The sequence below is a fragment of the Stieleria neptunia genome, from assembly GCF_007754155.1.
Classification (GTDB): domain Bacteria; phylum Planctomycetota; class Planctomycetia; order Pirellulales; family Pirellulaceae; genus Stieleria; species Stieleria neptunia.
This window is the reverse complement of the sequence record NZ_CP037423.1, coordinates 5,267,136-5,282,537: the sequence shown is the minus strand read 5'-3', so window position 1 is coordinate 5,282,537 and position 15,402 is coordinate 5,267,136. Positions and strand designations below refer to the sequence as shown.

At 57.6% G+C, this 15,402-nt stretch carries 6 protein-coding genes and 1 pseudogene; 2 read left to right on the top strand and 5 right to left on the bottom strand.

Annotated elements, in window-relative coordinates:
• Positions 1–44: 44 nt before the first annotated feature.
• Together Enr13x_RS18240 and Enr13x_RS18235 are read right to left on the bottom strand one after the other, a co-directional pair.
• Positions 45–254, bottom strand: a complete 210-nt coding sequence (locus Enr13x_RS18240; protein ID WP_145388390.1) for a hypothetical protein — start codon at positions 252–254, stop codon at positions 45–47.
• Positions 255–1,411: 1,157 nt separating this feature from the next.
• Positions 1,412–8,887, bottom strand: coding sequence for an Ig-like domain-containing protein (locus Enr13x_RS18235; protein WP_145388389.1), 7,476 nt, complete (start codon positions 8,885–8,887; stop codon positions 1,412–1,414).
• Between the two features lie 368 nt (positions 8,888–9,255).
• On the opposite strand from Enr13x_RS18235, the gene Enr13x_RS18230 reads away from it, so the two are divergent.
• The gene (locus tag Enr13x_RS18230; RefSeq protein WP_145388388.1) at positions 9,256–10,455 is read left to right on the top strand and encodes a tetratricopeptide repeat protein; all 1,200 of its coding nucleotides are present in this window, start codon (positions 9,256–9,258) and stop codon (positions 10,453–10,455) included.
• A gap of 488 nt (positions 10,456–10,943) precedes the next feature.
• Here Enr13x_RS18230 and Enr13x_RS39810 read toward each other — a convergent pair whose 3' ends face one another.
• Positions 10,944–11,219, bottom strand: coding sequence for an endonuclease domain-containing protein (locus tag Enr13x_RS39810; RefSeq protein WP_390621088.1), 276 nt, complete (start codon positions 11,217–11,219; stop codon positions 10,944–10,946).
• A gap of 458 nt (positions 11,220–11,677) precedes the next feature.
• Positions 11,678–13,825 (bottom strand): glycogen debranching protein, encoded by a 2,148-nt coding sequence (locus Enr13x_RS18220; RefSeq protein WP_145388386.1) that lies wholly within the window; start codon positions 13,823–13,825, stop codon positions 11,678–11,680.
• 132 nt (positions 13,826–13,957) lie between these two features.
• On the opposite strand from Enr13x_RS18220, the pseudogene Enr13x_RS39805 reads away from it, so the two are divergent.
• Positions 13,958–14,329 (top strand): annotated as a pseudogene (locus tag Enr13x_RS39805) (hypothetical protein); the annotation flags it as partial.
• A gap of 10 nt (positions 14,330–14,339) precedes the next feature.
• Here Enr13x_RS39805 and Enr13x_RS38980 read toward each other — a convergent pair.
• A complete protein-coding gene (locus Enr13x_RS38980) occupies positions 14,340–15,155 on the bottom strand; it encodes a hypothetical protein (protein ID WP_231744361.1) in 816 nt (271 codons plus the stop codon).
• Positions 15,156–15,402 lie beyond the last annotated feature (247 nt).

Here is a 15,402-nt window from a genome sequence, read left to right as displayed (position 1 = left end):
GTTCGATTGGCAGGGAAATACAGGAGGTCATCACACCTCTGCAATTAGCGAAACCGAGTGCGATCGACCATCTCGGCTTTGATCTCTGCTTCCAGGCGATCCAGAAACTCCTTTGCTTCCGTCGTTTGCTCCGAGCGTCTCGACGCACCAAATTCTTCTTGGACCTGCCCGAGCGCGATCTCAGAGAGGGTCTTTTCCCATTGGTCGCCGTGTTCCTCGGCAAGCTTGAAACCTTTGAGGTGAGCCCAAAGCATTCTCAGCGAGCTTCCGCAGCAAACGGTACTTCCCCAGAAGATCACCGCTCGGCATTTCTTCGGTCGCGGAGCGGTCGGCCATGTGAGTCGACGCGAAACCCGCGTCTGGCGGCTGTGCGATCGAGACGGTCTCGTAAAACACACCACGGATGACGGCCGAATGCTCTGGCATTTCCCGAATGTAGTCCTCCGTCTGCGGGACCTCGCCTCGGCCCCTCCTGTGGCGTAAATCAATGTGCAGAAGATTCCGGAGCAGAGCAGGTTGTCCCGAAGGCTCAATCTTTCGCACGAGTTGCGGGATGGCGGGCGCTGAATTCGCGCGGCACTGGGCCAAGAATGCCGTGCAGGTCGCTTGAATCTGGTCAAAGGCAAGCGTCGAAGTTTGGTCCGAGTCTGCTGAGATATTGTCGTCGAAACGCATGTGACGCCACTTATAGAATCCTATCGTCCAACTCGGTGGCACGGTGCGACGACCCCCATCCGACTCGCTCTGCAAACTCAAACAATGGCGACGTAGCACGGTCGTCAATCACCGCTGAGTAGTCGCCTTACACACGGCAACGTGACTTTATCCATTGTAGTCCATGTCTCAAGCAGGAGCGGCCACGAATCCGATGGAGGTGCAAGTCGCAATGAGCAATGTTCTCCCCCACGATCGCGGAATTTCACGATGCATAAATTTTTGATGCGCGTACCTCTTGTGATTTGAAAAACTAAGGTCAACGCTGCTTACATTATTTCGGAAGCGGTGTCGCCCCACGCGGGAGGTTTGGCCGAACGTCGATCTTCGACGGCTATGATGAGGGTAGCAATCAAGGCGTGAACCAGAATCACCAGACCGGCTCCCGCAACTGCCGAGTTTTGAATGTAGAAACCGATTCCGTAGTCATTGAAGTCCATCGCGCCGGACGCATTGGAAAGGTCCGTCGACGAGTAAATGAGTTCCGGGTCGTTACCGGATTCACGAGTGACGGTGACCGACAGCCAGATCGGGAATCAGGTCTCCATCAATGTCACCTATTCCAGCGATAGAAGTTCCCCCGCCGTACCTCCCGAAGGAGCCCTCAGGGATAACGCCCTCCCCCGCCGTGTATACTTGGGTGCTCTGTATCGAGTGGTCTGCGGTCTGCGAGAGGCATGGTCGAGAAGGCGATGGGTTACGATTTCGAGTGTTTCAGCGACGTGGTCGCGGCGAGCAGTTCGAGTAAGTTGTCGGACAGGTGCTCTTTGGACTCGCGCTGGTCGGCGATCACGGAATCGATCGCTCGAATGCGGCCGGTCAAAATCGCGGAGATTGGGCCGCTTGCCGCCAAGGCCAGCTTTTGCGGAACCGACTGGAGTATCGGCCGGTCTTCGGTGTCTTTGCTGTTCTGGCTGACATCGGATTCGGTGCGCGTGCTGAGATTGAAAACAACCGGAGCGGCAATCGACGCTTCGGACGCTGTCTCGATCGGCGGATCGATCACGAAGTAGGCGACTTGTTCGGTCGTGTGGTTGCGTTCGGAATCGCGCTGTTGATCTTCATCGATCGACAGGCTGATCGCACCGCTGGTTGCTGGCACCGGATTGTTGCCGCGAAGGACGGCCCAGCCTCCGTCGCCGCCGTCCATGCCGGCGCTACTCAGCACGGCCGTCTTCGCATTGGGCATTGCGTCGTAGCTGTATTGGTAGGTTCCGTTGCCGACGCCGCGAATCGAGTCACCTCCCACACCGGCCACGAACGGCAGGCCTTCGATCGTGCCACTTTGCGTGGCTTCGATGACCAGGTAGCCGATCGTTTCGCTGGCTCGAGTCGTGTCCGGATCCTCCGCCACGTGCTTGCCGACATTCAGGGCGGTGGACGACGGCGGACTGGTTCGACTGCCGCTACTGGCCCAAAAGACCGACCAGTCTTCGTCGTTGGCAGTCATCACTTGGCCAACGACGACGGGCGAAATGTAGGACTGTTGATAGCCGACCGTATCGATCAACCAACCGCTCTTGCGACTGGTTTGATCCTCGGAGTATTTCACCGCCTCCAACTTGAAACCGGCTTCGTCGTACACGCCCTCCTCAACAACGACGTAGTGAACACCGCCACTGAAGGCACTCGCCCCGACGTTGTCGACGCGAACTTGAAAACGACTGCCGGCCGCGTCGCGAATTCGCACCACACCCGGCCCCGAACCGCTGTTGTATCTCGGCGTTGCGATCACGACCATCGACGTGTACGAGGCCGCCAGGTTCACGGTCTGCCAGCTATCACCGACGCTGACGACTTCGCCATGCGAAAGATTGGGGCCGACACTGACGGCGTTGACGGTCAACGTGACGGTCACCGTGTTGCCCGCGATCGAGCCGTCGTCCACTTGGTAACTGAAACTGTCGCTGCCGACGAAGCCGGGATCTGGCGTATAGTCGAATGATCCATCACTGCCGAGTGTCAACGAACCGTTACCGGTTGTTGTCACCAGCACGGCCGTGATCGAATCACCGTCCACATCGACGTCGTTACCCAGCACTCCAGACGCGGGGACGGAAAGCGTGGTGTCCTGGTCAAGCGGATGAGAATCGGCGGTCGCAACCGGTGCATCGTTGACGGCCGTGACATCAATCGAAACGGTCACTGCGGGGCTATCGACTTGGCCGTCGTTGACTTTGAAGGTAAAGCTATCTTCGCCGTGGAAGTTCGCATCCGGTGTGTACGTGCGATTCGCACCACTTCCGACCAGTGTTCCATTGGCGGGACCAGCGACAAGGATGTAGCCGAGCGAATCACCGTCGATGTCGTTGCCGCTGAGCGCTATCCCTAAAGGACTGTCCTCGGCCGTGCTGACCGATTGAGCATTGGCGGTTGGAGCATCGTTGATCGGATTGACGGTCAATGAGACAGTCGCCAGACCGCTATCGTCTGTTCCGTCGTTGACTTGGAAGGTAAAGCTTTCGTTACCGTTGTAATTTGCATCGGGCGTATAAGCGAGGTTGGGTGCCGTTCCGGACAACGTGCCGTGCAGCGGGGCAGCAACGATCTGAAACGTGATCGGATCCGAGTCCTGGTCCGATCCGGTCAACCCGATCGCGACGCTACTGTCCTCGTTGACGGCGATCGCTTGCGGATCGGCAACCGGTGCGTTGTTGTCCGTCACGTTGATAGTGATCGTCGCGGTCGCACTGTCGGCGGTCCCATCATTGGCGACAAAGGTAAAGCTGTCGCTGCCGGTAAATCCAGTGTCCGGCGTATAGATCAGGTTGGGCGCCGTACCGCTGAGGTTGCCGGAGGTCGGTCCGGCCAGCACAGCGAACGAGAGCGAATCGCCTTCGACGTCGCTTCCAGACAGGGTGACCGTTTTGGGCGTGTTCTCCTTGGTTGATACGCTTTGACTGTTGGCGACAGGCGCGTCGTTAACAGTACTGACGGTCAGGTTCACCGTGGCCACGTTCGAGTTGCCGATGCCGTCGAAAGCGGTGTAAGTAAAGCTATCGCTGCCGTTGAAGTTGGCGTCGGGCGTGTAGGTGAATGACCCATCCGGGCTGAGGACGACGACACCACTCGACGCCTGAGAAACCAATGACGCGGTCAACGGATCGTTGTCGGCATCGGTATCACCGTCGAGCACGCCTGACACGGGGACGCTCAATACGCCGTCTTCAGCAATTGCATAGGCATCGTCATCCGCGACCGGCAGGTTGTTGACCGGCATGGGATCGTTGTCAATGAGGGTACCGACACCTGTGTCGTCGGCGATCGCGACGCCATTCGGATTGTCGAGCGTCACTTGGAATGTTTCGTCCAACTCGAATTGCGAGTCATCGATACTCGATACCAGTATCGTTTGGTTTGTGACTCCCGCAGCAAAAGTCAACGTGCCGCTGGCGGAAAGGTAATCGCTGGCTGAAATCGCCGTTCCATTCGTCGTGCTGAAGTCAACCGTGACTGTCTGACCGATAGGCGATGAGAGGGTTGCCGTGAATGCCGCGCGATCGCTGCCGGAGTACCGAAGAATGTTGCGTGTTCCGGAGCTTACAACCAGCAAGTCACCTTCGGATGTGAATGCCAGGCCTTTGGGATCGACCAATCCTCCTGTCCCCGACTCCACGACCTTCTCCAGCAGAGCGCCGGTCGTGGGGTCGAATGCCAACACCTCGGCGGGACCATCACCATTACTGGCGTACAACTCTCCAATGCCGTCGCCATTCAGGTCAGGACCAAAGATCAGCCCGGCGGTTGGCACCAACGCCAGCGTCGAGGTTCCTGAGGCGTCAAACGCGTCGATGAAGTCGCCGGTCGCGCCATCGAATCTAAGAATGCTGTTGTTGTAGGTCGCGTGGGCTCCACTGGCGACATAGAGCGTGCCATCGGGACCGAAGGTGAGTGTAGTTGGGCTATCCATTCCTCCTTCGCCCGCGGAAACGAACACGTCGATCAGTTGACCGGGATTTGGGCCCGTCGGGCCTTGATAACGCAGGATCTCGTCGGAGTTCGCGTTGGCAACATACAGGTTGTTGTCCGTTCCAAAGACGATTGCGCGGGGAACGTTGAGGGCGCCTCCCGCTGCAACGAACACGTCGATGAAGTTACCAGTCGTGCCATCGAACCTCAGAATCTTGTCGGTTCGGTTGTTGGTCACGTAAAGATTTCCATCGGGACCAAACTCCAGATCCTTGGCGCCATCGAGTTCATGGTGTGTGGCAAACGCTCCCATGAATTCCCCCGTGTCAGCGTTGTAACGCAACACGGCGCCGGGATAGGGTCCTTGTTCCACCGTGACGTACAGATTGCCGTCTGGTCCGACATCCAGCCCGCGAGACATGGTCCAGAGACCATCAATCGCCGGAGCGACAAATTCATCTGAAAATGTGAATCCTGGGTCTCCCTCGACGGCCGATGCATCACTGATGGAAATCACCGCATCGTCATTCAAGATCGTACCGGTCGCGCGATCATCCACGACCGTTACTTGGCCCGATGTGACACTTAGGTCAACGAAGAAGTCTTCAAAGGCTTCTTCCGATGTGTCACCCAGGATCGGCACTGCGACCTGCTGGATGTCGGGGCCTCCCGCGGCAAATTGGATGCTTCCCGATGCGGCGGTGTAATCACTGCCGGCGATCGCCGAGTCGTCCGCGGTATTCCAATGAATTCCCGCTGCTGCAGTCCCAATTCGCTGGACCTGAAAAACCAGTTGCTGTGTTCCGTTGTCGCCTTCCAGAATCTCCGCATCGTGGATCCCAATCCTCGTGCTCAGGTCTACCAAAGGACGGAACTGCCAGCTCAAGATTTCGTGTCGATTGTTTCCCGAAGTGAATCCAACCCAGGCCTGACCGAAATCCAAATCGAGCAATTCATTGATGTCGACGCTTGCGGACAGTATTGGTGACGCGAGGTCGTCAACAAAGACACTCAGGACACCGGATGCGTAGCGAATCATTGCGGTGTGCGATTGGCCGTCGTTCAGGTCCGACAGACTGGTCGCGGTGCCGAGTAAAAACTCGTGGTCAGCGGAATTGTGCTCAAGCCCTCGCGATTGAATGCTGACATGGTTGTCGTTCGGGTCATTTTGGTTCGACTGCATTTTGGTGTCGAACTCAACGGCAAGACTGTTCGGAATCCCATCGAATCCAGCGCCGCCGCCAAGCATCTCAGGTCGCGTGTTCTGAATGACAAAGACAAGTCCATGCGCATTCGGATCCAATACAAAGTCAAACTGAGTTTCAAACGACGTCGAAACCGACTGCTTCGTCTTGTGCCATACACTTCCCTGCCGAAGACCCGCGTCAGTTAATTGGATCCGATTGTCTGTCGTTTTGGTTGCGTGGCCGACGAGGTTCAGGTCACTGACATCGGAGAAATTCACGTAGTCGATGGTCGGTGGGTAGATCGGAACGACATCATCGTTGACAATCGTGCCGACGCCGGTGCTGTCTGTGATCGAGGCCGAGACGGGATTCGAGAGCACAAGTTTGAAGGTTTCGTCGGACTCAAAACTTCCGTCGTCATTGGTTTGAATCGAAATCGTTCGTGAAGTGACGCCCGGCGGGAAGGTCAGCGTTCCGCTGTGCGTGGTGTAGTCTCCATTGGCCGTCGTCGCGGTTTGGTCCTGTGTCGTGTAGTCGACACTGACCGGAAACGCCGACGGTTTGGAAAGCGTCACCGTGAAGACAGCCTTGGAGCTCTCTGCGAATCGCAGTACCTTGTCGGGGCCGCCGATGCTGGCAACGAGCAGATTGCCGTCTGGTTCAATGACGAAGCCGGTTGGTCGGTAGAGTCCGCCCAGGCCAGTTGGTAGCAGTTCCTGCGCCAGGCTTCCGTCGACACCGTCAAAAACAAGCAGACTATCGGTGTTGTAGCTGCTGGCGTAAAGGTCTGGAATTCCATCGCCCGTTCGATCGGGGCCGAACTGGAGCCCGCCGGCAGTCGATGCGTCGTATATTCCCGCGGCCGGTTGAACGAACGTGTCGACCACTCCGGTGACGGCGTCGACGCGAAGCACACTGTCGTTCGAGCCGTCGGAGATATAGAGATCCCCGCCAGGTCCGAACGTCAGAGCGTCCGGGCTGCCTAAGCCTCCGTTAGCAGCAGAGGCGACAACGCCCATGAACGCGCCTGGTTCCGCTGCAAACGGTCCTTGATAGCGAAGGACCTCACCCGAGTTTGCGCTGGCGACGTACAGATTCAGGTCCGAGCCAAACGCCAAGTCTTTGGGAGTGTCCAGGCCGCCCAGCCCGCTGGTCACGAATGCTCCCTTGGACATACCGGTGGAAGCATCGAATCGCAGCACGCGTTCGTACATGACGTCGGCAACATAGATATCGCCGTCAGGACCGAAGACGAAACCCCTGTACGTGGAACTTGCGAGATTGACGTCTTCAGCAACCAGGCCGACAAATGCTCCGGTGTCATAGTGATACTTGCGGACGCTCGGGGGAACACTTGCACCGGCGTACAAGAATCCGTCCGGACTGAGATGCAGGGATCGTGTCGCATTCAATCCCGTTGCGCTGGACTGAATGTAAGTCTCGACGAACTGAAAATCAGTTCCCCCTTCGGATGCCGTTGCATCGCCGACCGAAAGACTTGTCTCATCGTTTTGGATGGTCCCCGTCGCCTGGCCGTCCACAATCGCCGCCGAGCCTTGACTCAGCAGGATGTCGACTTCAAAAGTCTCGTGCTCTTCTTCCGTTGTGTCACCGATGATCGCAACGGTGATGATCTTCTCCGCTGCGCCCGCTGCGAAAGTGACTTGTCCGCTGGCTGCCGCGTAGTCAACGCCCGCGGTCGCGGAACCTGTGCTGGTCACCCAGTCGACGGTATGGGATCCAGAGAGATCCCCAAACCGTTTGACCACAAAATCAAGGCCGCTCTGGCCGGCGTTACCCTCAGCCGAAGCAGAATCCTCGATCCCGATGGTGGTCGTCGTATCGGTCAGATTGGCAAAACTCCAATTCAAGATATCATGGTTCTGCCAGCCGCCTCCGGTCGCGGCGGTGAAGCCGACATAGGCGCTCCCCAGATCCAAGTTCAGCATGCTGTCCAGGTCGAGCGGAATCGTCAGCGCGGGGCTGGCCAGGTTATCGAGAAACACTGACATCGTCCCGGGCGTGTAAGCGATTTTCGCAGTGTGAACGTTGCCGTCGTTCAGCTTGAATCCAGACGTGTCGAACGAGCCGAGCGAGAACTCCTGCTTGGACGAGTTCCGCTCGGTCCCGCGCGTGTGAATACTGACGTGACTGTCACTCGATTCGTCCGTTCCTTGAGTGGTATCAAATTCAACTGCCAAGGAGTTGGGGATCTGGTGGAATCCACTGTGCCCACCACCGGCACCGATGATCGTGTCTGACGTGTTTTGAATCACAAAGGCAAACGCGTCGGCGCCGCCCCCTGCGTCCGGTTCCGTTATCTGGAATTGAAATGTTGTCTCGAAGCCGACCGAAACGAACTGTTTGCCATGATGCCAGGCCGCACCGATCCGACTCGACTCGGCCGGCGTGAGGCGTAGCCGGTCGGGCGTGGTGGCGGCGTGGCCGACAAGATTCAACTCGCTCGCATCGGAAAAATCCGCGTAGTCGATGCTCGGTGGAAACGCCGGCGTCTGAGGAACAGCGGTGATCTTCACGTTGTCGACGTTGGCGTCTTCGTTGGATCGGCTAACCTTACTGCGAAATCGGACCAGCAGCTGTGAAGTCGTATAGGAACTGAGATCAACTGTTTCGTTGTGCCAAGTGTTTTCGGCGTCCACGTTACCGTTGAGTCGACGCACGTCGGTTTGCCAGCTTGTTCCGCCGTCGGTCGAAAGATCGAGCGACAAATATTCCCCGCCGTCAAACCCGCGTTCGATCAGCCAATCGAAGGTCAGCTCCGTCGAGCTGTACCCGCTCAGATCGATCGGCGTGCTGGTCGTCAACGTCGCGTTACTGGCCCATCCATCGATTTCTGCCGAACGCGAACCGTCGGTCGATCGCTGAGATGACGTGAACCAGTCATTCTGGCTGTCCTCGACCCAATTGCCGGCCCACTGTCCCGATTCAAAACTGTCGGCCAGCAACACCTCGGCCGCCAACAGTTGTCGTCGCTCCAGTGTTTGCAGACCGGCGGCCAGCCGGCGTCGCTGCGGTTTGCTCAATAGACGCTGTAACTTTCGGCGGGCGTGAAACATCGAACACCTCCTACAAGTGAACTGGAACGCGTCGCGAGAATCTGCAGTTCAGGGATAAATACACCGCGAGCGTCGACAACCCGCCGGAGTCCAAGAACAGCCGGCCAGAGTTAATGTTTTGCGGCATCGATCGAGAACTTCCGGCATCGAGCATGCCGACATGCTTGGATCCCCAAAACGCACCGGACCGCTGGAATGCAATGGCCCCAGGACTGATCCGGGAAAAGCGATCGAGAACGTCACAGGAAAAAGGTCACGTTTTGTCAGATGGAGCGAAATAAGTGGGAGAGGCTCCCAGAATCAGTGGGCGAGTTCTGGGAAAGCAAGGCAGGCCGAAGGACGTGTCGGTGGTCTACCGCAACTTGTGGATGAAACTCCTTTCCGGCGTAGCGAACGTGCCGGAACATTCGCAGAAGTTGGCTTCGGTTGGCAAGCGGCTGACCTGGTCACTACCGGGTGATACTAGCGGAGAGCAAGCCGAGCAAATTCTGGTACGGACAGTGGCCGCGTTGGAAGCTGCCGTGGCCAAAGCCCGCGAAAATCAACGCCTTTCTCAGACCTCGATTGGTATTGAGGAGGTCTTCGCAAATGAAGAACCTGGAGCTGAGTTCGAGTCTGATCAGGCGACGTCCGCGTTCCTGCTGGCGAAAGTTGAAAGCGCGCTGCGCCAGACACAACGCGAGTTGCGGAAATATCGACCGGTTTCAATCAGCAATCACGAGGCTACTGAATTGCTCAGCAGCTATAGCCAATACCTGGAACGCGCGGACTTCCTCCGAGCGTTAGGCGACAACACAAACGCTATCCGCGACTACAGCGCGGCGATTGAATTGGAACCGATGCAAACGCCTCCCTATATGGAACGAGGCGGTCTTTATTCCAAGCTGGGCCGGCATCGTGAAGCAATCGCGGACTACGACCGGGCGATTGCGTTGAGGCCTGATAGTCCCGGGGGCTACACGCATCGAGCCCGAACATACGAAGAACTGCAGATGTACGAGGCGTCTGTGGCAGACTGGGAAAAGGCAATGGAGCTGTTGCAAGAGAATAGTCGTCACCTGACGTGGCTCCCCCTGGACGAGGTGGCCGCCCAACCGGACAGCGCCTTGCACGAGCGTTTGATTTTGTTGGTGGACCGTATTTCTGAATTGCCCGTGAATCGAACTGGCAAGGCTCGTGTCGCGATCGGTGACTTTTTCCATCGGCTTGGGCAGTACGAACGCGCTCGCGAGACAATGCTGGCTGCGGTAGAGCTGGCACCGGAAGACCTGGTCGTGCTCAACAACGTGGCCTGGCGAATGGCCACCTCACCGGCCGCTGAATTCCGCAACGCGGATCTCGCACTCGATCTGGCGACAAAGGTCTGTGACGCGACTGATTGGAAGAACTGGCAATACGTGGATACGCTCGCCGCAGCCTACGCAGCGGATGGCAATTTTGATGAAGCGGTCCGTTGGCAAGAAAGATCGATCGAATTGGCGTTCGACCCGTCTTTGAAGGAGCGGCTGTCCCTGTACGAGTCTCATGAACCATTTCGCGTTGTCGAGGAGGAGCCTGCATCTGAGTGATCGATCGCGTCAGCACGATGCGATCTGCCGACGAGGGAAGAGCATGCTCCTGAGTGCGAAGGCCTGATGGCGTTTCGAGCAGAGACCATGCAACTCCTACAAGACCTCTGATGCCCGAGAAGAGAGAATGTTTGAGGCGCAACCGGCCGCCACACCGACGCGACTTTCAGCTTCTTTTTCATGACTTCGGTTGGACCAACCGAACGCAGGAAACCTGGCCGCTGGGACGCTTCGGTCCCGACACCGATGCAGATTAGCGGCCTCGGCGCACTTTCGCCACGATTTGGTCCGGGATTGCGAGAAGAGTGCAACGAAAGAATTTCGCTACGACGCTGAGTTCGATGCACCCGCCGGCACGGAGGACTCGCGTTTCCTCTCTTCAGTGCGATCGCACTCATTCATTCTGGCTCCCTTCTCCCCCGCGGCGAGAGCGAGTGGTGCTCGCTCTTGCCGCGGGGGAGAAGGGCTGGGGATGAGGGGGCAATGTGCTACAGAAGTGCATCAATTGCATGTTCGATCTGGTGCCGCACCGCAACTGGATTTTGCAAGGCCTCGTAACCCGGGATCCGCACGACTTGGTATCCTCGCTCGGCCAAATACTGGTCGCGGCGCTGATCATGCTGACGGCCCTCATTGGTCTGATGAGGTTTACCATCAACTTCAATGATCAACTTCAAGTCCACACAACAGAAGTCAACGGTGTACGGTGCAATCGGGTATTCGCGCCGAAACTTCTGATTTCGACAACGGCGATTGCGCAACATCTGCCAGACATCTCGGGCGAACTCATTTGCGCCGGCACGTTGATCGCGGGCGAATGAAATCGCCTCTGGATCCCGTCGAGGTCGTCTGTTCATGATGCCCCTAAGATTCGTTGGTGCCGTCTGCGTGCCCCCTCATCCCCAGCCCTTCTCCCCCTGCGATGAAAGCGAGCACGACTCGCTTTCATCGCAGGGGGAGAAGGGAGCCAGTATAAAGTAGGCAGGCCATAGAATGGAGACCGCAATTTCGTACTCTAACAGACACCGAAGCCAGTTTCGAACGTTCCTTCACCGCTTCGGTTGGACCAACCGCCGCGCTGCACTGTTTTTTCTAAAGCGCATCGGTATTTCAATCCTCCTCGCCGAAACCTGGATCGCTTCGAATGGCTGGGGGCGTCCCGTATCGGGTTGTGCGATTGGCTTGCTGCACTCGCTGCCCACGAGCGATGGCCGGGCGGTTGCTAGCGGGGTTTCAGTGGCGGGCCTTCGGGGGCTGAACCCGCTTTGTCCCGGCTTCCCGGTGGGCGTGAAACGAGCACGACGACGGAGCGGTCGGAGACCCGGAATTGTGACGACCGGACATGTGGGCCGTGACCGGGGGCATGGATGTCTTCCGGCGACAGTGCGGCGGTATCGACGGCGACTTCCCAATCGACTGCATCATACTCCTGGATCGAAAACAGATGTGGGCGCCAGTCGGCGTTGACCATCACGTACAGATCGACATCGTATTGCGAGGCGCCTCGCAGGAAATACGCGAACTGTCGTGATTCACTCGACCAGTCGACGTTCGGTCCCGTTCCGTACCAGCGCACGTCGTCACGCCAAAACCGGCTTCGCGCGATCGTCGGGTGTGACTTGCGAAACGCGATCATCATGCGAAAGAAGCGATGAAACGCAGCGTGTTCTTCAAGACGGTCCCAGTCCAGCCAGCTGAATTGGTTGTCTTGGTTGAATGGATTGTTGTTGCCATGTTGGGTCTGCAGAAATTCGTCGCCGGCGCGAAACATCGGGGTGCCGTTGGAGAGCATCAACAGGCAACAAAAGTTCTTGGCCTGCTGCACCCTCAGTTGCATGATTTCGTCGGTCACACCGGCATCGCCTTCGGTGCCGCAGTTCCAACTGTGGTTGTCACGATGTCCGTCGCGGTTTTGTTCTCCGTTGATCCAGTTGTGTCGTTGGTTGTACGAGACTTGATCATACAGTGTGAACCCGTCGTGCGAATTGACGTAGTTGACGCTTTGGTAGGGATGGCACGCTTCGTGAATCGAGTCGGGGAACAGATCATCGCTGCCGTACAAGCGGCGAACCATGTTGGGCACCAATCCTGCGTCGCCCTTGACGAAGCGGCGAACGTCGTCGCGAAACAGCCCGTTCCATTGCAACCAACGTTTGCCCGGAAATTCGCGTCCGAGCTGATTCAGACCCGCGGCGTCCCAGGGTTCGGCGATCAATCGCACCTTCCCCAACACCGGGTCGGCGCGAATGGCCGCGACCAATCGTGACTGGCTGGAGGAGACCGAACCGTCGCCGCGTCGGTTGAAGACGGAAGCGAGGTCGAATCGGAATCCGTCGACATGGTACTGATTGACCCAGTTGCGCATGCTGTCCAAGATCATGCGAACACAGTGACGATTCTTGGTGTGAAGCGTATTGCCGGTGCCCGAAAAATTCGCGAAGGGATGTTCCGGATCGCCGCTGGTGATGTAATAGCTGCTATTGTCGATTCCCTTGAAACTATAGCAGGGACCGTGCTCGTCGCCTTCGGTCGTGTGATTGAACACGACGTCCAAAATCACTTCGATGCCCGCTTGATGAAACGCGCTGACCATCTGGCGAAACTCGCGGGCGGCGTTGCGTTGTTGACTGGCGTATTGGGAATGCGGCGCGAAAAAGTTCAGTGGCATGTAGCCCCAGAAGTTGTCTTCTTGAGGGTCGAACTGAAAAACCGGCATCAGTTCGACCGCGGTGATTCCCAGTTCGACCAAATACGGAATCTTGTCGATCGCGCCCAGATAGCTGCCGCGGCGAGACGATTCGACACCGCTATTGCAATTCCGTGTGAACCCGCGGACGTGCAGTTCATAAATCACCAGATCGTGCTCGTGGAACCGAACCCGATCGCCTTTCCATGGATACGCCTCCTGCTCTTTGACGCTGGGAAGCACACCCAGGGGTGCTTTGCCGACGTTGGATCCCGGCCGAATCGCCGCCAAGCGATCAAAGGTCTCGGGAAAGTAGATTTCGGTCGCGTAGGGATCGATCAGCAGTTTCTGTTCGTCAAACGCATGAAGGTCGTACTTGCGACCGCCATGCGGACCTTGAACCTGATAGCCATAATAAACCGCACCGGCCAAATCGGACTCCGGCACGCGGCAATGCCAGATCCGTCCCGATTTGTTGACCAGATAGTCCAGATCGATCCGCCGACAGGGCTGGGCGAGTTGATCCGGTTTAAAAAACAACAAGGACACGCCGGTGGCATGGTTGGAATAGAGGGCAAAATTAAAGGCGCGTTCTTCTTCCAGCCAAACCACGCCCAGCGGGTTCGGGCTGCCTTCACGGCTATACCAACTGGTCGTGACCGTCGTGTTGCCAATCGCTCCCACGGCATCGTTCTCGCTTGTTCAAGGTGCTGCTCAACGTCAGAACTCCCTTCGATGTGTCGCGTCCTGCTGGATTCAGTTTGAAAACGCCCCGGTGTGCCCGCTCCGCAACGTCGCCAACGGACGCGTGTGACGATGCGTCACTGCGTCTCGCGTCGATTCGCAGGGTGCAAATCCCACGCCAGGCGCATCGATGCCCACGTGACAGGCTGGAAGCCTATCCCACTCCAATCAATCCGACACTTCTTCCCCAATCCATCGTCAGCCGGCCGGCCTCGATTGGAACGGCACAGAAAATGCCGCCCCGCATTGTGTGGAGGAATGACCATGATCGATGCACGCGACCGACCGCAAATCATGGCGGTGTGCCTGATTGTCTTTGCCAGTGGCATCTTCAACCGTGCGCACTGCGGCGCGGCGGAGCCAACTGTGCTGCTGGGGCACACCGACGCCGTTTACGACGTTGCCTTCTCCCCCGACGGAAAACTATTGGCATCGGGTAGCTATGACAACACGATTACGGCTCGCTGCGGTCCTGCCACAATTTCCCCAACAGCTTCACCATTCTGGGGTCGTGCGCTTCCAGCTCGGCGCGGTCGAAGGGATAAAAATCATTGCGACCAAAATACGCTTCGGACGTCTCGGCAAAGTACTCGCGGTCATTGGACATCGCGTACGCTTTCTCGGTCTTGCCGTTCCCTCGCAACACGGCATCGTAGCTGCCATTGTTTTTGGCGACTTCGTACAACGTGCGCACTTCGCTGTTGTCGAATCCCAGCACTTGGTGGTGATAGGCGTGGGCGAGTTCGTGAATGACCAGCACCGGCATCCGCTCGACTTCACGTTCAAAAATCGGGATGTTCGTGAATTCGACACAGCGGTGCAGTTTTGGATGACGCCCTTGTTTCTGCAACCAGTCGGCGCCCGGGTGATACTCGCCCGAATGGCCAAAACCGTCGTACTTCGGTGAGAACCAAATCGGAACATCGATCAGCTTGGCAACCGCCGATTCCGGCAGCACCCGCTTGACCGTCTGCAATTGTTCGGCAAGCAATTCGATCGCGCGATCGGTGGCTTCGGGGTGCGAATGCATCAATGCTTCGCTGACGCGGACCGGCCAGCCTTCGACGGCCCGCGACACGTATCCCGGCACCGCGGCCCGGGGATCGTTGCTCCGGATCCACTGGGCGACTCGCTTCGGCCCCGGATTGGCGGGGGACACCTCGCCCGGTTTCCGGCTCTCCTCCTCGCCACGGGCGCCGGCAACCGGCCCGATCCAGAACGTCCAAACAAGCACGACGCCCGACAAAAGACCCACAAAACCGGTCTTCATCAAATTCTCTCCCCAGGCAGTTGGTGTCTACACATCTCAAGTCACCCTCCTGGCAGGAGGGTCGAGCGAAGCGAGGGGAGGTCGAACGGTGAAACGCGGCGCTCATTTCAATATTGATAGGCGCGCCCCAAGCAACAATCCGAACCCTCTCCTCGCTGCGCTCGACTCTCCCAGAGGGAGAGTGACGAAAACCCTTTACTATCAACGACTTAAAAACTACACGACCCCAGGTCGGATAACGATCAAT